Source organism: Streptomyces sp. PH10-H1, from assembly GCF_030063355.1.
In the GTDB taxonomy this organism is placed as follows: domain Bacteria; phylum Actinomycetota; class Actinomycetes; order Streptomycetales; family Streptomycetaceae; genus Actinacidiphila.
In genome coordinates, this window is record NZ_JASISZ010000030.1 from 46041 (window position 1) to 67475 (window position 21435).

The following is a 21435-nucleotide window of genomic DNA, read 5'->3' on the forward strand; positions in this document are numbered from 1 at the left end:
CCGCTTCGCCTTGGCCGATGGTTCAACTGTAGGCGGCCAATAGGTCAGTGAACGTCCTCTTAGTGCGGCAGGATGAACTCATGCGTGATCCGTCGGGCCGACTGCTGCAACTGCTGTCCCTGCTACAGACCCCGCGCGCATGGCCGGGCCCCGAACTCGCCGAGCGTCTGGGCGTCACCCCTCGCACCATCCGGCGCGATGTGGACCGGCTGCGCGAGCTGGGCTATCCGGTCGACGCCCTCCAGGGCAACATCGGCGGCTACCGGCTGACCGCGGGGGCGGCCATGCCGCCACTGCTGCTGGACGACGACGAGGCGGTGGCCATCGCCATCGGCCTGCGCACCGCCGCCACCGCGGCTGTCACCGGAATCGAGGACACGGCTCTCCGCGCCATGGCCAAGCTGGAACAGGTCCTCCCCGTACGGCTGCGCCACCGCGTGACCGCGCTGTCGCGGGCGGCTGTCGTTCTGCCGCCCGGGGACGGCCCGGCCGCCGACGCCGATACCCTCGCCACGTTCGCCGCCGCCTGCGCGAACCATGAGAAGGTCCGTTTCGGCTACACGACGGCACAGGGCGGGATGACGCGGCGGCTGGTGGAGCCGCACCAACTGGTGGTCTCGGGCCGCCGCTGGTACCTCGTGGCCTTCGACGGGCACCGAGCCGGCTGGCGCTCCTTCCGCGTGGACCGGATCACCGGCGTACACCGCACCGGCGTCCGGGTTCCCGCCCGGGTCCTGCCCGAAGGGGTCGACACCGCGACATGGGTGACCCGGGCGATGGCGGCCGGCACGATCCGGGCACGGTTGCTGCTGCACGTGCCCCTCGAGCAGGCCGCCCAGCACATCGCCGCCGGGCAGGGGGACCTGGAGCCCGTCGATAACGGCTCGTGCCTGCTGCACACCCGACCCGACTCACCGCAGTACCTGGCGTCCCGCATCGTGCTCCTGCCCATGGACTACACCTTGCTCGACCCTCCGGAGCTGGCGGAGCACCTCGGCGCGATCGCCGCACGCGCACGGCACGCCATCCGACCGTTCACCGAAAAGGGGAGCCGGGCGTGATGCGTATCGGTTCGCGGGATTTCGATCAGTTGGGCCAGTCCTCTGAAATGGACCGGTCTTCCCTCCCGATGGACTTGCAGAGCTGCCTGGCGAGGGTGTGGGGGCCCACGTGTTTGGCGGCGAGCTCGAGGGCTTTGTCGAGGGCGAAGTCGAAGGGGTCGCGCAGGAGTTCCTCGCGGAGACGGGGATCGGCGGCCGCCGCGCTGAAGAGTTTCTTGACGGTGCCCCCCTGGCGGGTGGACCAGGCGTCGAGCAGCCCGAAGGTGTAACGCCGGCCGGCGGTTGGGTGGGCCTGGTCGGCGTCCCCGGCATTCTGCGGGGCCGTCCACTCCTGCCCTTCGGCACGGTAGATGCGGGTCAGGTAGGTCACCGCGATCTTCGTCAACGTGAACAGGGTGTCGTCGTCGAAGGCGAGCAGCGCGTCGATCCTGCCGCGGGCCGTGGGCATCTCGCCGAGCGTGGCTTCGGCGACGGCGGCTTGGAGCAGAACATCGCCCCGCTGGAGGGTGGTTATGTCGAGCACGGGCATCCTTGAGTGGGTGACAGGTACGGCTGATCACAGAGCGGTGCGGCAGGCAGCCACTGGACGGTCCAATGCCGGCCCGGTGGCCGGCGCACGGGTCAGCCGCGCGGAGTGGGCCGTTGCAGTCTGTCACCGGTGACTCGCGCGGTACCGGATTCCTGCCGTAGCCAGACCAGCCGGACCAGCCGGGGCCAGCCGGACCGGCCGGGGCCAGTTGCGCCGGCCCGGGACATGAACCGTTCCGTTGCGGCCGGCCCCAACGGGCGGAGGTGCCGGATCGGACGGGACCCAACCACAGGCATCCGATCCGGCTGACCGATGGTGACGCGTGCCGGGTGGGCGCCGCCGACAGCGCCCGCCCGGTGGACCCGCGGACCTGCGGAGTGGTGAACCCGCCGACCGGTGGACCTGCGGCAGGATGCCGGGGGGAAGTCCGGCATCCTGCCCCGCCACGCACCCAGGTGCGGCACAGCGGCGATGAGTTCGGACCACTCACGATCCGCCTGACCCGGCAGCATCCGCCCGGCCTGTTGCCACCGTGCCGCGAGTGTCGCGTAGATGGGCGGCTCGGTGATGAGCAGAACCGATTCGCCTGCACAGTCGCCCAGCGGGGTCTTGCGCCGTCGCCCAGTGGGGATCGTGGCCTGGTGCATCACTGTCACACCGGGACCAACGACCGTTGGCCGGGGAGGCATGCGCTTGCGGCCGGGCTTCATCCCACCGAGTGCATCCAGCTACTTCCGGCCACGGCATTCGCACCGGCACGCCTCCTCGTTGACGTCCAGGATGTTGACGTGGAAGCGGCCCGAACCATCCGAGGCAGCAGCACGGCCGAAACTGGCTGCTCAGCCGTTTTCCTGGGCTGTCACCAGGACTTCGCCGGCGGGCGATCGGTAGTAGAGCACGGACCGCCCGGTACGTCGGCGCTGGATCAGGCGGGCGTCGCGCAGAACCTTGAGGTGGCGGCCCACTGATCCCAGCCCCTGGCCGGTCAGTGCCACCAGCTGCGTCGTGCTCTTGGGAGTGTCCAGGAGGACGAGGACGCCCGCCCGCGCAGGCCCGAGCAACGTGCCCAGGGCCTCGGGCACCGATGCTCGGCCCGCCTCGGCCAGAGCGCCCGAGCACGGATACACCACGGCGTACAGGTGCGGCGCGTCCCACGCGACCCAGCTCTGGCGTGAGGTGACGGGAACGAAGAGCAGCTGGGTCCCGGCGAGTTCCCGTGGCGGATAGTCGTGGGTGTTGATCTGCAGTCGGCTCTCCCCGAGCCAGCGCATCCCGGGGTGCATGTCGTCCAGGGCCGCGGCCCAGCCGCCCTGGCTCAGCTGCGCGGTGCGCGCGATGACATCGGCCTCGAGGATCCGTCGGCGCTGCGGCCAGGAGGGGAGTACCGACTCCGTCCACACCCACTCCAGCAGGTCGGCGGTGCGTTCCGGCAGATCGGAACGGTGCAGCTGGGCGGGGAGCGGGCCGTTCAGCGACACGGTCAGGTCGGCGCGGGCGGACTCGGGTGGTGTCTCGCGGATGCGCGCCAGCTCCTGCGCGAAGGTGACCGGGGGTCCGGGGGGAGTTACCCGGGAAGACACGGAACCCCCGTCGGTGGGCGCGGGCGCGGCTGTGGGCTTGGGCGCGAGCAGAGGCGGGGGAGTGAGGAAGTCCGCGTTCCAGGTGCGCCCCAGAGCGGCCCGTATGAGCAGCGCGGTGATCGGGTCGCCGGCCTGCCGCTTCCGGTACGCGGGGAGGTGGATGTCGAGCCACGCGCGCTCGCCCGGGTGCGCGGCCGTTCCCCGCTCCAGGGTCTTCAGGCTCGCGATGGTCTCGGCCAGGGGGGAGACGACGAATCGGCTTCCCGCGACCGTGTCCGCGTTGACCAGCCACCAGCCCATCGTTTCGCCTCCCCGCGAAACAGTAACGCCCCTGAAGCGGGGACGCTGAGACTCTGGCCATGCGCACCTACCAAGAGCTCTTCCGCAGACCGGAGTTCACACCGCTCTTCCTCACCGCCTCCGTGCAGGTGGCGGCCTCGACGGTGAGCGGGCCGGCCCTGGGCACGCTGATCTACACCGTGACCGGTTCACCCCTGCTGGCCGCCCTCGCCATGTTCGGCCCCTCCCTCGCCCAGGTGATCGGCGCGACGACGCTGCTGTCGGCGGCAGACCGGCTGCCGCCGCGCGCCGCGCTGACCGGCATGACACTGTTCTTCGGCCTCAGCACCGCCGCTCTCGCCATCCCCGGCCTGCCGGTGTGGGCCGTCTTCGCCGTCCTGCTGGGCCAGGGACTGGTCGCCTCGCTGGGTGGCGGAGTGCGCTACGGGCTGCTCAACGAGATCCTCGCGCGGGACGGATACCTGCTCGGCCGTTCCGTGCTCAACATGTCCGTCGGCACCATGCAGATCTGCGGGTTCGCGGTCGGCGGCGTGCTCGTGAGCACCCTGTCACCGCGCGGCACGCTGCTCGTCGGTGCCGCGCTGTTTCTCGCCTCCGCCGCCGCCGCCCGGTTCGGCCTCAGCCGACGGCCGCCGCGTGCCGCCGGGCGTCCGTCGGTCGCCGAGACCTGGCGGAACAACGCACGGCTGTGGTCCTCCAAGCCTCGCCGCTACGTCTACCTTGCCCTCTGGGTCCCCAACGGGCTGATCGTCGGCTGCGAGTCCCTGTACGTCCCTTACGCGCCCCAGCACGCGGGGCTTCTCTTCGCTTGCGGCGCACTCGGCATGCTGGCCGGGGACACCCTGACCGGCCGGTTCCTCCCCCAGCGGTGGCGGGAGCGGCTCGGCGCCCCGCTGCGCCTGCTGCTCGCCGCTCCGTTCCTGGTCTTCGCCCTGCACCCGGCGCTGCCCCTCGCGGTGGCGGCCGTCGTGCTCGGCAGCGTCGGATACGCGGCGAGCCTGCTGCTTCAGGAGCGACTGATGTTCCTGACACCGGACGAGTTGTCCGGGCACGCCCTTGGGCTGCAGTCCTCCGGCATGCTCACCATGCAGGGCGTGGGCGCCGCCCTCGCGGGAGCCGTGGCCCAGCGCACCTCGCCTGCTACAGCGATGACCGTCATGGCGGCGGCCTCCCTCGCCGTCACCCTGTACCTGGCGCCCGGGCTGCGAACCGAGCGTAAGCCGCCCGGGTCAGCCGGCCTGCGCGACCGAATCTCCGGCACGCCGGAACCTGCCCAGGGCAAAGCCGCACCGTAGGTTCGGAGGCGGCCGGCGGCCGGTGTCCCTCTGCCTCAGCCCAGGGTTTCCTCGGTCGCCGCCCACGCCTCATCGCTCAGCAATGGCCGCAACAGGGTGAGAAGTTGCAGAAGTTCGCCACCCCAATCGTCACGGTATGCCGGGCTGACGCGGACGATGTCGAGTTCGTTCGCCGCGGTGAGAATGGCGAAATCCCGGCGTTGCTGCAGAGAAGGGGAGAAGGAAGTCCCGGTGAATCTGTCGCGGAAGACCGCGTCGTCGCTGGCGAGCGTGCTGTAGGAGGCCTTTCGGTCGCAGCTGGCGTAGAAGTACACGAGTTCCTCAGCGTCCACACCGATGTGCCGCACCAACTCGCTGCGGGACGCGACCGGAATCAGGACCGTCGGGAAACCGTCGGTTCCGTAGAACGCGTGGCACAGGCCGGCCAACTGAAGGTCACGCCGGACGCCCCAACCCACCAGCAGCTCGCGGACCCGCTGGAGATGCTTCAGCAGTGTGCCTCCCGGGTGCTCGATCCGTGCGGCGCCCAGCGTCTCCAGCAGAGCGTTGACGGCTCCCTCCGGGTCGTCCTGCTTCTGACCGTCAACCGCCGGTCCCGATGCTGTCTCCTCCACCGGATGCCTCCCCTTCCGGGACTCGGGCCGGCATCCGTCCGGCGTCGGCATCCGGGTCCGGATCCCCGACGGAGCTCAGCGGGACGGTTTGCTGCCTGGAAGTCCAGCTCGATCGTTGTGCAGACGGGTCGCTGAAGTCAATCCCCACCCGGCGCCCGGCGCGCAGTCGTCGAACGCGGATCCTGGACGGGACGCTGAGTCGCCGCGCCCCTCGCCCAGCCGCCGCTCGGGGTACGGTCCTGCCATGCCCCGACCCGCTGACGCCGCACCGTCCCAGTCCCCGTCTCCCGTCACCGCGGACGATCTCGACCAGGCCGTCCAGCTCGCTGTCGCCACCCTCCGACAGGCGCCTCCGGACGCCTGGAGCGGCATGGCCGGTTCGCTGGAGTGGGATTGCTGGGAGACCGTCGAGCACTTGAGCGACGACCTCTTCGCGTATGCCGTGCAGCTGGGCCCCAGGACACCGCCGTTGGACGGCGAGGTGCCGTTCGTCTGGGAGAGCCGAAGGAGCGGTGGCCCCAAGAACGCCGTCCACGCGGACCGTACGGCGGGTCCTGCCGGGCTGTTGCACGTGCTGGAGGCGACCGGCGCGCTGCTGGTCGCGATGGTGCGTACGACGCCGTCGCAGGTCCGCGCCTACCACGGCTTTGGCGTCTCGGACCCGGAAGGCTTCGCCGCGATGGGGATCGTGGAGACCCTGGTGCACACCGACGATCTGGCCGAGGGGCTCGGGCTCACCTGGACCGCGCCCGCCGATATCTGCTCGCGCGTGCTCACCCGGCTGTTTCCCGACGCCCCGCGGACCACGGAGCCCTGGCCCACCTTGCTGTGGGCCACCGGACGCGCAGAACTGCCCGGGCGCCCCCGCCTGACCACCTGGCGCTGGAACGGCGCTCCCCGCTCATCGATCGCGGATGCGACGACCGGGGAGCTCCCCCACAAGGCCGGCTGAACGAGGCGGTTGAACACGGCCGGCCGACGGGACCGTCCGCGATGCCCGCAGACGTGGGCTCAGCCGTGCATGGTCACGCTGTCGCTGTTGATCTGCGTGTTCCCGAGGCCGGCATCGTTCAGGATGTCGGTCTCGTCGTTGGAGGCGTCGCTCTGGTGGTGGCCTCCTGAGGGCTGAATATCGGCGTGCGCGCCGGGCGTGACCAGGGCGGTGACCACACCGACGGCGAGTGATGCGATGGCGAGCATGCTGCGTTTCTTCATGCCGTGATCAACGGCTGCGACGAACAAGGGTCACGCGCCGGGCGCGGCGGTCTGCCGGGGCACCGGGCCGTTGGCCGGGATGTACTGGTCGGCCTGGGACTGGAACATCCGGTAGTACCGGCCGCCCTCGATGGCGAGGAGTTCCTGATGGGTGCCCTGTTCCACCAAGCGCCCGTCGTGGAGCACATAGATGAGGTCCGCGTGCTGGACGGCCGCCATGCGGTGCGTGACCAGGACGACGGAGGTCGCCGGTGACCTGAGATGGCGGATCTTCTCGAAGCAGGCGATCTCCGCCTCCGGGTCCAGAGCGGAGGTCGGCTCGTCAACGATGATCACGGAAGCGTCGCGGTAGCGGGTCCGGCTGAGGCCGATCTTCTGCCACTGACCGCCGGACAACTCCGATCCGCCGCGGAACTGCAGCGCGAGCAGCGTCTGCATACCGTGCGGCAGCCCCTCGATCACGGCATCCGCCCCGGAGAACGCGGCCGCCGCCGCGAGCCGCTCGGGATCCGCCGGCTGCTCCGGCTTGCCGATCGCCAGGTTCGTCTCGGCGGTGAAGGGCCACTTCTCGAAGGCCTGGTCCAGCAGGGCGACACGGGCGAAGACCTGATCGCGGTTGGCCTGCCGGAGATCCACCCCATCCCACTGGATGCGGCCGGCTTGTGGCATGTGCAGGCCCGCCAGCAGTTTCACCAGCGTGCTCTTCCCGGATCCGTTCTCGCCGACGAGAGCGACCACCGTGCCCGCGGGAATGGTCAGGGTGATGTCGTCCAGGGCCGGCTGGTCACGGTCGGGATAGCAGTAGGTGACGTGTTCGAAATCGATCCGCGCAGGGTGCTCGGGCACCGTGAGACCGCCGGTGGGAATCGCGCGGGCGGCGGCTTCGAGGTTGTAGCGGTCCAGGTCCCGGACGTAGAGGGACTCCTCATGGAGCCGGTTGACGGACCCGACGAGCGTGCCGAGATTCGCCGACCCGGTGCGCACCGCCAGCACGGCGGTCCCGGCGACCGCCATGCTCATCCGCCCCGAGAGCAACAGCCAGCCCAGCACGGTGTACGCCAGCAGCGCGGCGGCTCCGGACAGCGCGGCGGCCAGCAGTTCGGTGCCGGCCCTCTCCTTGGCCAGCCGGGTCTGTTCGGCCTCGGCGGTCTCGGCCATCTGGCCGAAGTGCCGCAGCAGGAATTTGCCGACGCCATGGACGCGCGTCTCCTGGGCGCCGCTGCGGCCGGTGATGGAGAGGCTGATTACCCGGGCGGCCCGCTCGTGCTCGATCCACGCCATGGCCGAGGCGTAACGGCGCTGGGCGACCTGCAGGGCGCCCCAGCCGCGCGGAGCTGCGATCAGCAGTAACAGGGGGAGCAGAACCGGGTGCAGGACCGACAGCACACTGGCCGCGGCGGTCAGGGAGAAGACGCCGTTCAGCGACGCCACCGTGGCGCTGATCATGCGACGGGAGGACTGGGCACCGAACTGCGCGGAGTCCAGCAGTTTGCGGAACGCGCCGTCCTCGACGGCTTCCAGTTCCACCCGCTCGGCGTGCCGCAGATACTCCTCGGTGGCCAGCCGTTCGACCTTGGGCTCCAGACGGCCGGTACTCGCCGTCGACAGGGACGCCAGGACCGCGCTCGTCATCGCGATGAGCGTGGCCACGACCATCGCCGGCAGCGCCGCATGGACCCGCGCGACGGTATCCCCGCCCCCGAACAGCGACTTGAGCACCGCGTTGGTGGCCAGCAGAGCCACCGCGTGCGCCACGCCCTGGAAGATCTCGCTCAGCACCATGGTCAGCAGCGCGGACCGGTCGGCCCGCCAGGCCAGCCGTACGGTGCCGCCGACCAGCCGCGGCGCGGTCCGTGCCATCGACAGCCCGGACTGCTCCAGCACGGCGTACTCGTGCTTGGACCAGCCCATGTCATAGCGCAGCGCGCCGCCGAACAGTAATCGCTCACTGTCCGAGACGGCCGGCTCGACGGGACGCGGCCGCTGAAACAGGCGCCTCATCGCCCCACCGACCCCGGTGACCCCGGAACAGCGGGTGACCCTGGAACAGCGGCGAGAGTCAGCGCAATTGGCGGGTGGTGGATCTGGATGCGGAGCGGCGGTGCGGTCACGATCGGTCCTCCCGGCGGACGGCGTCATCCACCGTCAGTAGCCGCGACGCCCGGGTGCCCGTGACCGGGCTGGCGTCGAGTCTATCGGGCGCAACAGGCGATCCGTGCCAGATATGTCCCAACAAGTTGGCGCGATCGGGACGGCGTTGATGGTTCACAGGGCGGGCCCGCCTTCCCGCGCCGCCGGTAGGTCCTACCGCGGATAGCCGATGGCTGTGATGTCCTTCGCGAGCTCGTCCACCGTGGTGTCAGGGTTCAGCGCCGAGACCCCACCCTCGTGAACGGTCATCCGGCCATCCAACCCGATGCCTCTGACACTCCACATCGCGGCAGAGGACGGCAGAGGATGGCAGAGGATGGCAAAGGATGGCAAAGGGCGGTAAAGGACGGCTGACAAGCTGGCGTGCAGGTGGGTTCCGGGGGAGAATCGATGGTGCGGGCGGTGCTCCGTAAGTACGTCGTGCCATACGCCTGGTGACCCTGGGTTGCCTGCCGGGGCTTCGTGGACACCGTGTACATCGCGTACACCTTATATGGCCCGATGGGCCGACACCCGGCCCGCGAAGCGGCCCCGGCTGCGGAACCATTCCGGAGGCGAGCATGCGCCTTCGATTCCACGGTCCGCCCACGGCGTGAGTGGCACCCGCGACCCGTCTGGAAGCGTTCAACGTGAACGAGATGTCTGCCATGGACGAAGAGACGACAACGGCATACGTCGCACAGCTGCGCACAAGCGACGCCGTTTTCGGCGCGCCCTGCTGGATCAGCCTGATGGCCCGGGACCTGAAGTTGGCGCAGGAGTTCTACGGCATGGTTCTGGGCTGGGAATTCCGGTCGGGGCGGCTCGGGGAGGGATTCAGTGTCGCGCTCGCGGACGGTGCCCCGGTCGCCGGTATCGGCGCGCTGGCGACCGCCCTGCAGGTGGCCGTGGCCTGGACGCCCTACTTCGCCGTCGGCGACGCGGACGAGACCGCGGCGCGCATCAGTGAGCGCAGCGGCACGGTAGGGGTCGGGCCGCTCACGCTCGCGTCGGGACGCGGGGCGCTGGCAGCGGACCGGGACGGTGCCGTCTTCGGTATCTGGGAAGGGCAGCTCCTCACCCATTGGCATACCTGGCGCCGGGACGCGCCCGCCTGGCTGCGACTGCGGACCCGTGATGCGTTCGATGCCGCCATCTTCTACGGCGAAGTCCTCGACTGGGCGTGCGAACGGCCCGGCTGCTGCGAGGTCGAATACGAGGATCAGGAAGTCGTGCTGCGCAGCGCGGGGCACGTGGTCGCGCGGCTCAGTTCCGGCGCGGTCGAGGCAGCGCCGGATCCCGCGGTCCGCCCCCGGTGGCAAGTGCATTTCCCGGTGGCCGATGTGGGGGCCTGTATCAGGGCAGCTCACAAGATGGGCGGTACGACCGTCGGGCAGAGCTCCGGCCCCGACGGAGGCCAGGCGACGCTGCGCGACCCGGACGGCGGACTGTTCACCGTCACCGCCCGCCCACCGCGGACATGATCCCCCTGGGCACCGCCTGGAGCGCCGCCCGCGGCGCGCGCCCGCTCGGCCGCGCCGTCTCAGGGACCGCGACCGTAGTCGTCCCGGTGCTCGTCCGGAAGGTACGGCGGTATGTCCCGTCCGGGTTGGTAGTGCGGGCCCTGGCGGATGTGGCGCCCCACCACGATCAGATCCACGACGGCCACCGCCGCGACCACGGCGAACGCCGCCTCCCACCCCACGTGCCCGGTCATCCCGAACCCCACCGCACCTGCCACGGCCCAGACCAGGCCGAATGCCGCCAGCACCATCCGCAGCCGCAGCGGACTCCGGGCTTGCAACGGCTCACTTCCGGTACGCATGGCGACGCATCTCCTCGCCTCAAGCATCCACCCGAGGCAGGCGTGCGACGAAACGGTTCAGCGCGGCGTGAGTCAGGCCGAGGCCCTGAGGGCCCGGGCCGGGGCCGGGGCCGGTGCGGTGGGGGCCGGAGTCAGGAGGATGCGCGCGTGCTCCAGGGCTTGGCGCAGGTCGCGGACGCCCGTGGACGCGCACAGATTGTGTCGCAGGTCGTCACGGCGCCGGGCGGCGCCTGGGAAGGTGGCATCGTCCAGGCTCTGGAGTTCGGAGACCAGACGGTGCAGTTCGGGAAGATTCAACGCGGGGGACATGGCCGGCTCCAGGGGCGTCACGGGAACGGGACCCGGGTGCTGCGACGGGTCGCGTTCGGGCGAATGGCGGCCGGGGTCCGGTTCGGGCTCCTCTGCCCGGATCCGGTCGAGCTGATCCGGCAGAGGGATCTGTATCCCTGCAGACCGTGAAGCCCTGCCGTCATGCGAAGCGTGGCACCGCCACACGGCCTACGCAACACGGGTATTTCACCCTGGTGGGCGTGGAGCGCTGCCATCGATCCAGCCGGCGTGCGGCCATTCCGGTGGTGGCGTGCACCGGCTCATGACCACGTCCGGCCGGCGAACCGAGCCTGTCGGGTTCAGTCCGCCAGACAGGGGCAGTACGTCTGGCTCTCCGAGTTCACAGGACAGCCGTTGTCCGGGCCACGGACACAGGCACCTTCGCCGCAGCAGGAACAATTACCGCAGGTGGTCGAGAGCAGCCGGCGCTGCCCCGCGCCCCACTCCTGGGACAGCCGGCCGTTCGCATCACGTTCTTCATCCACAGGAACTGGATACCACCAAGGTCCGGTGGTGCGCGCGGTGACGTCCCGCTGAGGCCCTGCGGCGCGCCATCCGTTGCCGGTGTTGAGCGGATCGGGGAGGCTCGACGTATCGTCGAAAAATGGACAGGTTGAGTGACGGCGCAGACAAGGTCTGGCCAGATGACGAGGAGCCCGAGCTGGCGTCCGACCGCTTGGTGAATGACGTTCGGGAACCGCGCCAAAAGCTGCCGGAGCGTTTGCCGGACCGGGTCGGGGGCGGAAGCCAGAAGCTGCCGCCGGGGCACTTCCACGGCTGAGCCCTACCGACCCGCTGCCGTACACGCCGACGGCCGGCGCGGAGCCGCATGACGCGGTCCGAACCGGCCGTCGACGGCCGTCGGGTCGCCAGGTCCTCAGGTCCTCAGGTCCTCAGGTGCGACGAAGGCGCCCCGCCGACCGGCGGAGGGGTCTATCGGGCGCCGAAGGCGAACTTCAGCGGGGGTATCACCGCCTGAGCGTCGGCCCCGCAGACCCACAGGCCGATCATGAACGCCGCCGTGGCCTCGAGCAGCCCGGCGCGCTCCAGCCCGCCGCCCTCGACCGGTTCACATCCCAGGTCCCTGACCAGGGAGCGCGCGGTCGCGAGTGCGTCGGCATCGTCGCCGCACAGTGGCACGGCCAGTGGACTGCCGTCGAAGACGGGCGGTGTCATCCGCCAGACGTCCTCGTGGCACAGGTTGAACGCCTTGACGACGTGAGCGCCGACGGCCGTCTCCGCGACGCGTTCGGCCATCGAAGAGCCGCCCTGCGTGGCAAGGGTGAACCGGCCCGGCACGACCGGGTTGGTGCAGTCGATCAGCACGCGCCCGCGCAATGCCCCCGCGGCGGCACCGGCCGCTTCCAGGACCGCCGGCACAGCCTGGTCGCGGACGGCGAGGAGGACGACATCGCCGAACACGGCGGCCTCCGCCCAGCTGCCCGCCCGTGCGGCTGGACCGATCTGTTTCGCGAGGGCCGCGGCCCTGTCCGGGTGCCGGCCGCTGACCGTCAACTCGTGGCCCGCGCGGGCCCACTGGGTTCCGAGGGCGTCCGCCATATTGCCCGCACCGAGGATGCCGATACGCATCCGTCCTCCTCTGCTTGACTGGGTCTACGACGACTGTAGGAAGACCCACAGGCACCATTTGGTGCGTAACGCAGAGCCGTTCGGAGGTCTGGTGGCGAACGATGCCGTGAGAGATGCCGCGCGAGATGCCGGTTTCCTCGCCGACTGCCGCGCCCGGCTGACCTTCGACCTGATGGCCAACACATGGAACGCCGTCGTGCTGTGGGCACTGCGCGAGGGGCCGCGGAGACCGGGTGATCTGCGCGAGCAGATCGGCGGCATCAGTACGAAGGTGCTCACGGAGACTCTCCGCAGGCTTGCGCACAACGGCCTCGTGTCGCGCCGGGCCTACCCGGAGGCGCCGCCGCGAGTCGAATACGAGCTGACCAGCCTCGGGAGCACGCTGCTTGAGCCGATCGAGGCGTTCGGGCGGTGGGCGTTCCAGTACGGGGACGACGTACTCGAGGCCCAGGCCCAGAACGGCGGGGAGGACGACTTCTGAACGGCACGAACGGCTGAACCATCAATGAGCCCGGCTGTCAGGAGACGCGCGCCAAGCCGCACTCGGGTACGGCAGTTCGGTCAGTCGTCTGTCATCGCGGCTTGTGCTCGTCGCCTGCGAACCGAGCGAGGTGTGCCCGTCGTACGTGGAGGTGGCCGTCAGCAGGGAAGGGTGGCTGGGCCGGGAGCACCCGGACGGTGCGGAATGAGGCGAGCGGCTTCGCGCTTACAACAAGTGCGCCGGCGCGTAGCGACGGAGAGAGTGCCGGCGTCGGCGGACATCTGGGGGGACCATGCTGCGTATTCACTTCACGGGCCAAGACCTCGGCCGCGTCCGGATCGCCGCGGGACCGGCGCCGATGTGGGAGACGATTTTGAGCCTGCACCGGCTCCAGCGTGGCGAGAACAGTGCGCTGCTGAAGAAGTGGCGGCTTTCGGTGCGCGCCGGACTGCCGAAGTCGGTGGGCATGCTCACCTCGCTCGTACCACCGCGGCGCTACTTCCCGGACTTCCTCACACCGGCCAAGGCTTCCCTGGAGCTGGCGGAAGGCCTCGCGGACGTGCTGAGCAGCACGAGCGCCGCCGTGCGGCGCGACATGAGCACACTGGCCACCGAGCAGAGGGTGCCCTCATGGGAGCGGGATCTTCGGGAGGGAGATGTCGGGATGCTGGCACCCCTGGGCCGAGCCGTTCACGCCTACCACCGGGCCGCGGTGGCGCCGTTCTGGGACCTGATCCGGAGGCAGGTCGGCGCCGACCACGCCCTGCGGGCACGTGCGCTTGTCGATGGGGGAGCGGAGGCGTTACTGGCCGGTCTGCCGTCCAGCATGCGGTGGAGGAATCCGGTCCTGGAGGTGGACGACGCCGAGTTGGAGCGCCGCCGCGCCGACTGGCAGGCTCCGCCGCCCCGCTTCGCGCGCGGCTATGGCGCCCCGCTACCAGGACCAGGTCACCCAGGCCGACACCGGCTGTGACTTCCGCTTCCTGGCCCGCCCCGGCGAGGTGCCGGAACCCTACGCGGGCTGACCCACCACGAAGCCGCACCCACACCGCACAGCGGTCCGCGTGGTCCGCCCCGACCGCTGCGGCCGCCGGGCGCAGCACACTCCCCGGGCGGCTGCACCTGATGGCGCGCGCGGCCGCCGGTTGAGCCGGCTCGGGCGGCGTAGCGGCCCGAGCCGTACAACTCCTACAGTGGCGCGATGAGCGAACGGGCACGACTGCTGACGCGGAGCTGCGGGATGTGAGCCGCAGCCCGCTCGGAGGCGACGGACGCGTCGGCGGTCCGGCTCAGGTCACTTGAGGATGTTGACGGCTCGGGCCACCACGAGGGCGACGGTGACGAGGGAGATGGCGGACTGCAGAAGCATGAGCATCTTCGCCCAGCGGGACAGCGGCATCACGTCCGTGGGGCTGAAGGCGGTGGCGTTGGTGAAGGCCAGGTACAGGTAGTCCAGGAAGGTCGGTTCCCAGTGCGCGGGCGCGGTATCGGGGCTCTGCATCTGGACGAACAGGAAGTCCGGGAACTGATGGGTGCCCTGCGCACGGGCGACGGGGCCGCCCCGGTCCCACTCCCAGTACCACAGGGCGAAGGCGATGACATTGGTGAGCCAGATCCCGGCACCGGTCATCAGCAGCGGGCCGGCGCTGCCGGGTTCCGTTCCCTGGACCAGTCCGGTCACGAGCTGCGCGGCCGACCAGCCGTTGGCCACGCTGATGACGCCGGTCAGGACCAGGCCGCCGGTGCGCAGCAGCTGGGATCCGCGTTCGATCCGGTGCGGATTGGCTGCCATGAGGGCGACGAGCAGGAGCAGTTCCAGGGCCGGCAGCAGCCAGTGCGGATGGATGGTGAGCCGGGGAGGCAGGGACCATTGCAGGCCGATCGCCGCCGTGATCACGACCGTCACCGCCCACCGGGGCTCGCCTGCGGTGGTCCGCCGCCAGGCCGGTGGGTCGCTCACCCCGTGGGCGTCCTCGCGGACAGGAACGAGCAGGCGCTCGATCCTGTCCAGCCGGGCATGCAAGGAGTCGGCGGGGCGCGCCGCGCCTTCGTTCGGCTCGGACCGGTGCCCCCCCGAGTGTGGGGGAGTCCGGCCGGATTCGCAGTCGTCGGTCACAGTACGGATTGTGACACCGACCTGGCGGCCGGCCGCCCGTCGGGGGACCGGGCCGGTCAGGGGTGGGCGCCTCCCCGGGTCGAGACGGCGACGTACTGGACGCGCATCGGGTGCCCGGGTTCGGTGGCGGGCCCGGCGGGGGCGCCGAGTGCGGTCGGGAGGTTACCGCCCACGGCCACGTTCAGGATCAGGAACAGGCCGTGGTGCACCGCCCGCGCCCAGGTCGCGGCGTCCATCTGGGCCTCCGTCACGCGGTGGTACTCACGTCCGTCCCGGTACCAGCGCACCTGCTCGGCGCCGGTGGTGAGGTCGACCTCCACCGCGTAGGAGTGGAATGCCGTCCGGCAGTCGGAGCACGACCGATCCCCGGAACTGAGGCCCTTGGGCTCCTGGCAGGGACCGCCCCCGAGGGTGCCGCAGTGCATGGTCCCGAAGACGGCGTCACGGCCGTTGACGTTTTCCATGACATCGAGTTCACCGACCGACGGCCACCCCGTGTAGCCGTCGCGCAACCCGGCGCCCAGGGTCCAGAAGGCCGGCCAGTAGCCGGCCGCGCCGGGCCCGGTGACGTCCGGCAGCGCGATCGACGCCTCGATGCGCATCACCCCGCCGGTCGGGGGGACGAGGTCGGCCCGCTTGGACTCGATCCGGCCCGAGTTCCACCGGCCGTTCTTCAGTGTGGGCACGATCTCCAGCGAGCCCCGGCCGTCCAGCCGGACGTTGTCGGTCGAGTCGGTCATCGCCTCGATCTCCCCTGTGCCCCATTGGGCGGCGGGGCAGCCCGGATAGCAGGTGCCGAGGTCGTACTGCCAGTTCGCGGCGGAGGGGCGGCTGCCGGCCGGGCCGTCGAAGTCGTCGCGCAGGAGCTGGGTCCAGCCGTCGGCGCTCGTCACGGTGCGGGCGGGTGGCAGCCCGGCCCCCGTCAGCAGCCGTTCGAGCCGGGGCGTCAGGACGACGGCGGCGACATTGGTGAGATGCGCGTCGTCCCGGTACAGCAGGATCCGTTCCAGCACCGCCGGGCAGCTGCTCCCCGTCCCCGGGCAGAGGACCGAATTCACTTCGACGGTCCGGACACCGGGCATCCGGCCGGACGCGACGGCCTGAGCGAGCGGATCGGGCCACTGTGCGCCGCTGCGGTCGAACTCGCAGGCGGCCGGGTCATGGGTGTGTCCGGAGACGCAGGCCGGGATGTCCGTCCCGGGGATCGGGGTGTCCTGGATATACACGATCGGTACGCCGAGCGCACGCAGCGGTGTGAGCGTCTTCTCCCAGCCTTCGGCGAGGAGCCGCTGGTCGTCGGTGTAGCGGTTGAGGGAGGCGATGACGATCATCCGGGGCCTCGGACCCTGCCGCAGCCTGGCCAGGCTGTCCGCCCGCCAGGTGTCGCATTCACGGTATGTACGGCCCAGCTGGGGGTTGACCACGGTCAGCTGCGGCAGCGGGCAGCCCTGCTTCACCAACTCCTGCAGGGCCCAGTGGCGTTCGGCCGCGATGGCCAGCATCGAGGAGAACCACTGTCCGGCGTGCGAGTCGCCGAGCAGCACGATCCGGTCCGTGCTGCCGGGTGCACCGAACAGGCAGGGCGGGCTGCTGGTCGTGGCCGGCGCCACTTCGCACGGGCCGTCCGGCGGGAAGTCCTTGCGGGCCTGGACGGCGTCCGGCACCACAGGGCCGTCCTTGAGCGGCGTCGCGGTGCGCTGCAGCAGGGATGTGCCGTCGGCCGAGCCCGGCGGCAGGCCCCTCAGATCGACCGGGGCGGCCGGGCCGAGCAGGTGCAGTGTTCCGGTGCCGACCACCAGCGCCAGCACTACCGGCATGATGACCGACGCGATCCCCAGTGACAGTCCGCGCCGGGGGAGTTCGGAGACGGTACGGCTGCGCCGCAGCGGCTGTTCGATCCAGCGCATCGCCGCCAGAGCGGGCAGCGCGGACGCCGCGGTGAGCGCCGCTTTCGCCGGCCATCCGAGCGTCCCGAGGCGGGCCTCGGAGAGGACGAGCACGGGCCAGTGCCACAGGTAGAGGTTGTAGGAGAGACGGCCGACTGCACGGGGGACCCGGCCTGCCAGCAGCCGGCCGACCCCGTACGGGTCCACACCGCCGTCCGCGTTACGGTCGGGTATGCCCGCCAGGATCACCGCGGCGGTGGCGAGGGCCGGGACCAGCGCCGCGTAGCCGGGGTACGGCGTCGTGGTGTCGTACCCGGCCACGCACCACACGAGGGCAGCCGCGCCGGCCCAGCCGCACAGCAGGCGCAGTGCGCGCGGTCCGCGCAGCCGGTGCCACGGCAGCAGCGCGAGCAGCGCCCCTGCTCCGAACTGCCAGACCCGGGAGGGTGTTCCGAGGTAGGCCATCGAGACGGAACCGTGGGTCCAGCGCAGCGACAGGGCGAAGGAGCCGAGCGTCAGCAGTGCGATCACGGCGGTCACGGCCGACCGGACGGCACGGCCCCGGCGGACCGCCCGGGCCGTGACGAACACGATCACCGCGAGCAGCGGGGCCCAGAACAGATAGAACTGTTCCTCCACCGCGAGCGACCAGAAGTGGAGCAGCGGGCTCGGGTCACGGCCGGCGGCGAGGTAGTCCGTCTGCTGGCTGATGAAGCGCCAGTTGGCGGTGGACAGCGCGGCGGCCAGGACGTCGTATTCCAGGTCGGTGCGGCGCAGCGGGACGGTGAGCCATGCGCCGGCCAGGGCGACCGCGCCGAGCACCACGGCGGCGGAGGGCAGCAGCCGCCGGGCCCGGCGGGAGAAGAACTCTCCCAGCCGGATCCGGCCGGTGGTGACCGCCTCGCGGACCAGCAGGCCGGTGATCAGATAGCCGGAGATGACGAAGAAGATGTCCACGCCGACGAATCCGCCGGCCAGGCCGGGCACGGCCGCGTGGAAGGCGAGCACCGCGAGCACCGCCACGGCGCGCAGGCCCTCGATGTCGGGTCGGAACCCCTCGGGGCGGGGCCCTGGCCCCGGCAGGCCGGGTTCCGGGGGATGGGACCCCCGGGAGCCGGGCCGGCCGGGCGCGGGTCCGTGGTCACTGAAGGGATTGGGTCGGAGGCCAGGTTCCGTGGTGGAGGACATGGGTGCGGCGACCTTTCAGCCCAGCCAGGGCAGCATCGGGCTGACCCAGCCGGAGGCGAGCAGGGCGGTGAGCAGGAGGGCGGCGGTGGCGGCCAGCCCTTCGGGCCAGCGCCTGGGCAGCATGCCGCGCCGGGCCTGCCGCGCGGTCCGTACGGCCTTGCTCGCCGGCTTCGCGGGACGCAGTTCGGCGATCAGGTCCCGGATCAGCGGGAAGCCGATCTGGCACTGCACCAGGAGGTACAGCCCGAGACCCCAGTTGGGCCACCAGCCGTTGCGGGCCACGGCCAGGGCGAGCCCGGTCGCGGCCGCCCCGATGGAGCCGCAGAGCCAGGCGAGCGAGACCAGTACCACCCGGCGGGCCATGCCGCTGGGCTTCGCGCGGCCGGCGCCGGTGGGTACCCAGGCCGCGCTGTGGCCGCGCAGGGTGTGCAGGAACGCGGCCCCGGCGGCGACGCTCGTCAGGACGTTGGCCCGGATCACCTCGACCCGCCAGCGGGTCCGGCTGATCCGGGGCAGCAGGACGTGCCAGAGCCAGAGCGGAGCGAGCAGCGGCAGGACGTGCCAGGGGCGGATCTGGTCCGGGTACCAGAACATCATCACCAGTGGCGGCAGCGGAGCCGCGAAGGTGTTGACCGCCGCGGTCAGGTAGCCGACGATCCCCTCGTAGAAGCACAGTCGCATCCGCCAGGGAGCCCCCATCCGCTTGAGGACCGGGCTCCCGATCAGGTGCAGGTTGCCCATCGCCCAGCGGTACTGCTGATTGACGAAGGACGAGAGGTTGTCGGGCGAGGTGCCCTTGGCGACGAGCACCGGTACGTAGAGGGTGCGGAACCCCTGTTCATAGAGGGCGAGTCCGGTGTACAGGTCTTCGCTGTGGTCGAGCCTGGCGAAGCCGCCGGCCCTGTCGATGGCCTCGCGCCGGTAGACCGCGTTGCTGCCGCAGCAGATGGCCGCGTCGCTGGCGTCGCGCGAGGGCTGGATCCAGCGGAAGAACCACTCCTGGGCCGATCCGGCGGCGCGTTGGATCCAGCCCATCGTCTCGTCGGTGTCGAAGCACTGCGGGCTCTGCACGATGCCGGTCCCGGGGTCGGCGAAGTACGGCACCAGGTGGCGCAGGAAGTCAGCCCTGGGCGCGAAGTCGGCGTCCAGGATGGCGATGAATCGGCCGCTGCTCAGGGTGAGCGCGTGATTGAGGTTGCCGGCCTTCTTGAGGTGTCCCGGGTCGGGGCGGACGACATACTCGTAGCCGTGCGCGGCCGCCAGTGCGGCGACCTCGGCGCGGTCGGCGTCGTCCAGGACCCACACGGTCAGCGCATGGGGCCAGTCGACGGCCGCGACCGCCCGGTAGGCGTTGTCCAGGACGTCGAGCGGTTCACCGCAGGTCGGCAGATAGAGGTCGACGCTGGGCAGTTCGGCCGGGCGCCAGGCGTTGACCAGCACCTCATGCGACTGCCGGGTCAGCCGGCGCAGGCGCAGGCTGTTGACCGAGGACAGCGCGAGGGCGGCCATGTTGAGCCCGAGCACCGCGAGAAAGGCCCATAGGGCGGGGGTCCGCAGCGCGAAGGTGAACATGGTCGCCGCCGTGAACACGAAGGCGAGTGAGGTGCAGATCAGTACCCAGCGGCGCTGTGGCCCGAAATACCAGTAGAGCTCGTCATCGGACGGTGGTTGAGGTAAATGCTGGACAGTCATATGGCCCCCACAGCCGCGTGTTTGGCGGTTTCCCGAGATCCACACTACCGCCAAAGGTATAGACCAGTGGCCAGGAATCACGAAGTGGGACGCCGGCCGGGCGGGGCTGTGCGCGGCACTGTTCATTCGACCGGTCGCGGCGTTGCGGCGCAGGAATGAGCAGGTCACGCGGGGATTAACAGTAGTCCAACTTCCGGCGGGACATGGCGCTCAGGGTCTCGCCCAAGGGTTCGCCCGGGGACGTCTCCGGTTCGAGCGCTCAACTCGGGGCGGGTGCGCGGGCACACCATGTGGCGCATCCGTGTGGGCGTCACCGTCCCGGAACGGGCACGGGGACGGTGCCTCCCCGCTACGCTGACGGGAGGAGGTATTTCCCATGTCCTCTCTGGTTCTGCTCTCGTGCACCATCTGTTCTGACGGCCACCGTGGCCCGGGTGAGGCCGCGTGCTCCGATTGCACCCGGCGGCACGCCCACATCGCTCTGGATCTGCGGCTCAACGCGGCCGACGCGGTCGAACGGGACAGCCCGTGCAGCAGGTGCCTGGGGACCGGAACGCTCCACACGGACCAGGAGTACGAGTCGAGCCGGGGAAGGCGCGGCCGACGGACCTTCCTCGGCGCGTGCCCGAGATGCCAGGGCGAAAAGACCGAGCCCTGGCCGCCGCCTCCGCACTGAGGACGCGAGGGTTCAGGCCAGTGTCGGCCCCAAAGCGGCCCCGGTCATGCCACGTTCCCCCTGGCGTGACCGGGGCGTTCTGCTGTCCGTGGGGAGATGTGCGTTGTCTCGTTGTGCGGCCCGCGTGCCCGCGTATGCGCCTTGATGAGGGTTCGGCACGCCGTACTCTTCACTTTGGTCTGAGCCAAAATGATGGCCCGAACCACAACGACACGGTTCTCCGGGTCGCCAGTTGCCGGCGGGAGGTCCGCCGCGGAGCTGAGCTGCGGTGGGCACGTACGGGAGCAAGGGGGGACCGTATGCTGCGCATTCATTTCACGACGGAGGACCTTCAGCGGATCACGATGGTGCAGCATCCCGATCCGCTCTGGGAGATCATCTGCAGCATCTGCCGCTTGCAGAGCCGCGACGGCGCCGGAGCCTTCGGCGCCTGGCGCCGCCTGTCGGCCGGCGCGCTGCAGGAGCACGGGACCGCGCACCGGGCGGCTTCGATGCTGCGGACCCTGGTCCCCCTGGGTCCCTATTTCCCCGACTTCCTGACCCCGCCCACCTCATCGCCCGAGTCTATCCGGTGGATCGCGCCACCGCCCCCTCCCGCGAGGGAGCGGTGGAGAATCTGACCGGCCTGATGGGACGTACCCGCGACGCGCTCCTGGCGTCGGTCGCGATGGGGAACTGCCGCTCCACCAGCCATCTCGCCGCGGCGGTACGGGTGTCGGTGCCGACCGCCAGCAACTGGCCGTGCTGCGCGCCGCGGGACTGATCATCAGCAGACGCGACGGCAAGCATCAACTGCACTCGGTGACGACCCTGGGGCTCGGCCTGCTCGACATCGTCCACACCCCGCTCAGCCGACCGTCACCCACATCTGACCCGGCCGGCGGCGCGGCGGTGACGCCTGCGGACCGGGTCGATGTGGCTGGGACC

18 protein-coding genes and 1 pseudogene are annotated in these 21435 nt (G+C 70.7%); 8 read left to right on the forward strand and 11 right to left on the reverse strand.

What is annotated here, in order from left to right; all coding sequences use genetic code 11:
- The first annotated feature begins 80 nt into the window (after positions 1-80).
- Positions 81-1061 carry a helix-turn-helix transcriptional regulator gene (locus QMK24_RS19345; RefSeq protein ID WP_283467518.1) on the forward strand — a complete coding sequence of 327 codons (981 nt, stop codon included), beginning with the start codon at positions 81-83 and terminating at the stop codon, positions 1059-1061.
- Between the two features lie 25 nt (positions 1062-1086).
- Here QMK24_RS19345 and QMK24_RS19350 read toward each other — a convergent pair whose 3' ends face one another.
- Both QMK24_RS19350 and QMK24_RS19355 read right to left on the reverse strand, forming a co-directional pair.
- Positions 1087-1584, reverse strand: coding sequence for a hypothetical protein (locus QMK24_RS19350; RefSeq protein ID WP_283467520.1), 498 nt, complete (start codon positions 1582-1584; stop codon positions 1087-1089).
- 845 nt (positions 1585-2429) lie between these two features.
- Positions 2430-3470 carry an ArsR/SmtB family transcription factor gene (locus tag QMK24_RS19355; protein ID WP_283467522.1) on the reverse strand — a complete coding sequence of 347 codons (1041 nt, stop codon included), beginning with the start codon at positions 3468-3470 and terminating at the stop codon, positions 2430-2432.
- Between the two features lie 59 nt (positions 3471-3529).
- On the opposite strand from QMK24_RS19355, the gene QMK24_RS19360 reads away from it, so the two are divergent.
- Complete coding sequence (locus QMK24_RS19360; RefSeq protein ID WP_283467524.1) at positions 3530-4765, forward strand: MFS transporter; 1236 nt, start codon at positions 3530-3532, stop codon at positions 4763-4765.
- Between the two features lie 35 nt (positions 4766-4800).
- On the opposite strand, the gene QMK24_RS19365 is transcribed toward QMK24_RS19360, so the two are convergent.
- Positions 4801-5379, reverse strand: coding sequence for a DUF6817 domain-containing protein (locus tag QMK24_RS19365; protein WP_283467526.1), 579 nt, complete (start codon positions 5377-5379; stop codon positions 4801-4803).
- Between the two features lie 244 nt (positions 5380-5623).
- Here QMK24_RS19365 and QMK24_RS19370 point away from each other — a divergent pair, with 244 nt between their 5' ends.
- Positions 5624-6331 carry a hypothetical protein gene (locus QMK24_RS19370; RefSeq protein WP_283467530.1) on the forward strand — a complete coding sequence of 236 codons (708 nt, stop codon included), beginning with the start codon at positions 5624-5626 and terminating at the stop codon, positions 6329-6331.
- Positions 6332-6390: 59 nt separating this feature from the next.
- Here QMK24_RS19370 and QMK24_RS19375 read toward each other — a convergent pair whose 3' ends face one another.
- Together QMK24_RS19375 and QMK24_RS19380 are read right to left on the reverse strand one after the other, a co-directional pair.
- Positions 6391-6594, reverse strand: coding sequence for a hypothetical protein (locus tag QMK24_RS19375; protein WP_283467533.1), 204 nt, complete (start codon positions 6592-6594; stop codon positions 6391-6393).
- Positions 6595-6624: 30 nt separating this feature from the next.
- Positions 6625-8595 (reverse strand): ABC transporter ATP-binding protein, encoded by a 1971-nt coding sequence (locus QMK24_RS19380; protein WP_283467535.1) that lies wholly within the window; start codon positions 8593-8595, stop codon positions 6625-6627.
- Between the two features lie 797 nt (positions 8596-9392).
- Between QMK24_RS19380 and QMK24_RS19385 the strand changes: the two genes are divergently transcribed.
- Entirely contained in the window at positions 9393-10208 is an 816-nt protein-coding gene (locus QMK24_RS19385; RefSeq protein WP_283467575.1) for a VOC family protein, read from the forward strand.
- Between the two features lie 59 nt (positions 10209-10267).
- Here the strand turns inward: QMK24_RS19385 and QMK24_RS19390 are convergent, their stop codons facing one another.
- The 3 genes from QMK24_RS19390 to QMK24_RS19400 form a co-directional block, all read right to left on the reverse strand.
- A complete protein-coding gene (locus tag QMK24_RS19390; protein ID WP_283467536.1) occupies positions 10268-10549 on the reverse strand; it encodes a DUF6343 family protein in 282 nt (93 codons plus the stop codon).
- A gap of 72 nt (positions 10550-10621) precedes the next feature.
- On the reverse strand, positions 10622-10858 hold the full coding sequence (locus QMK24_RS19395; protein ID WP_283467537.1) for a DUF5133 domain-containing protein: 237 nt from the start codon (positions 10856-10858) through the stop codon (positions 10622-10624).
- 954 nt (positions 10859-11812) lie between these two features.
- Positions 11813-12469, reverse strand: a complete 657-nt coding sequence (locus QMK24_RS19400) for an NADPH-dependent F420 reductase (RefSeq protein WP_283467539.1) — start codon at positions 12467-12469, stop codon at positions 11813-11815.
- Positions 12470-12641: 172 nt separating this feature from the next.
- Here QMK24_RS19400 and QMK24_RS19405 point away from each other — a divergent pair, with 172 nt between their 5' ends.
- On the forward strand, positions 12642-12950 hold the full coding sequence (locus tag QMK24_RS19405; protein ID WP_283467576.1) for a winged helix-turn-helix transcriptional regulator: 309 nt from the start codon (positions 12642-12644) through the stop codon (positions 12948-12950).
- A gap of 847 nt (positions 12951-13797) precedes the next feature.
- A pseudogene (locus tag QMK24_RS19410) lies at positions 13798-13975 on the forward strand (dihydroxy-acid dehydratase); the annotation flags it as partial.
- A gap of 269 nt (positions 13976-14244) precedes the next feature.
- Here QMK24_RS19410 and QMK24_RS19415 read toward each other — a convergent pair.
- From QMK24_RS19415 to QMK24_RS19425, 3 genes are all read right to left on the reverse strand, one after another.
- Positions 14245-14910, reverse strand: coding sequence for a DUF1345 domain-containing protein (locus QMK24_RS19415; protein WP_283467540.1), 666 nt, complete (start codon positions 14908-14910; stop codon positions 14245-14247).
- 212 nt (positions 14911-15122) lie between these two features.
- Positions 15123-18140 carry an acyltransferase family protein gene (locus tag QMK24_RS19420; RefSeq protein WP_502962620.1) on the reverse strand — a complete coding sequence of 1006 codons (3018 nt, stop codon included), beginning with the start codon at positions 18138-18140 and terminating at the stop codon, positions 15123-15125.
- A gap of 15 nt (positions 18141-18155) precedes the next feature.
- Positions 18156-19832: a glycosyltransferase family 2 protein gene (locus QMK24_RS19425; RefSeq protein WP_283467542.1), complete on the reverse strand. Its 1677-nt coding sequence runs from the start codon at positions 19830-19832 to the stop codon at positions 18156-18158.
- Positions 19833-20807: 975 nt separating this feature from the next.
- On the opposite strand from QMK24_RS19425, the gene QMK24_RS19430 reads away from it, so the two are divergent.
- Both QMK24_RS19430 and QMK24_RS19435 read left to right on the forward strand, forming a co-directional pair.
- Complete coding sequence (locus QMK24_RS19430; RefSeq protein ID WP_283467543.1) at positions 20808-21128, forward strand: hypothetical protein; 321 nt, start codon at positions 20808-20810, stop codon at positions 21126-21128.
- Positions 21116-21271 (forward strand): hypothetical protein, encoded by a 156-nt coding sequence (locus QMK24_RS19435; protein ID WP_283467546.1) that lies wholly within the window; start codon positions 21116-21118, stop codon positions 21269-21271. Before QMK24_RS19430 ends, QMK24_RS19435 begins: the two co-directional genes overlap by 13 nt.
- Positions 21272-21435: the final 164 nt, after the last annotated feature.

Bases quoted from the DNA above. Each gene is read 5' to 3' on its own strand.
- QMK24_RS19375 (WP_283467533.1), bottom strand. From the start codon at position 6,594: ATGAAGAAACGCAGCATGCTCGCCATCGCATCACTCGCCGTCGGTGTG.
- QMK24_RS19385 (WP_283467575.1), top strand. From the start codon at position 9,393: ATGGACGAAGAGACGACAACGGCATACGTCGCACAGCTGCGCACAAGC.
- QMK24_RS19395 (WP_283467537.1), bottom strand. From the start codon at position 10,858: ATGTCCCCCGCGTTGAATCTTCCCGAACTGCACCGTCTGGTCTCCGAA.
- QMK24_RS19360 (WP_283467524.1), top strand. From the start codon at position 3,530: ATGCGCACCTACCAAGAGCTCTTCCGCAGACCGGAGTTCACACCGCTC.
- QMK24_RS19370 (WP_283467530.1), top strand. From the start codon at position 5,624: ATGCCCCGACCCGCTGACGCCGCACCGTCCCAGTCCCCGTCTCCCGTC.
- QMK24_RS19345 (WP_283467518.1), top strand. From the start codon at position 81: ATGCGTGATCCGTCGGGCCGACTGCTGCAACTGCTGTCCCTGCTACAG.
- QMK24_RS19420 (WP_502962620.1), bottom strand. From the start codon at position 18,140: ATGTCCTCCACCACGGAACCTGGCCTCCGACCCAATCCCTTCAGTGAC.
- QMK24_RS19380 (WP_283467535.1), bottom strand. From the start codon at position 8,595: ATGAGGCGCCTGTTTCAGCGGCCGCGTCCCGTCGAGCCGGCCGTCTCG.
- QMK24_RS19400 (WP_283467539.1), bottom strand. From the start codon at position 12,469: ATGCGTATCGGCATCCTCGGTGCGGGCAATATGGCGGACGCCCTCGGA.
- QMK24_RS19425 (WP_283467542.1), bottom strand. From the start codon at position 19,832: ATGACTGTCCAGCATTTACCTCAACCACCGTCCGATGACGAGCTCTAC.
- QMK24_RS19390 (WP_283467536.1), bottom strand. From the start codon at position 10,549: ATGCGTACCGGAAGTGAGCCGTTGCAAGCCCGGAGTCCGCTGCGGCTG.
- QMK24_RS19405 (WP_283467576.1), top strand. From the start codon at position 12,642: ATGGCCAACACATGGAACGCCGTCGTGCTGTGGGCACTGCGCGAGGGG.
- QMK24_RS19430 (WP_283467543.1), top strand. From the start codon at position 20,808: ATGCTGCGCATTCATTTCACGACGGAGGACCTTCAGCGGATCACGATG.
- QMK24_RS19355 (WP_283467522.1), bottom strand. From the start codon at position 3,470: ATGGGCTGGTGGCTGGTCAACGCGGACACGGTCGCGGGAAGCCGATTC.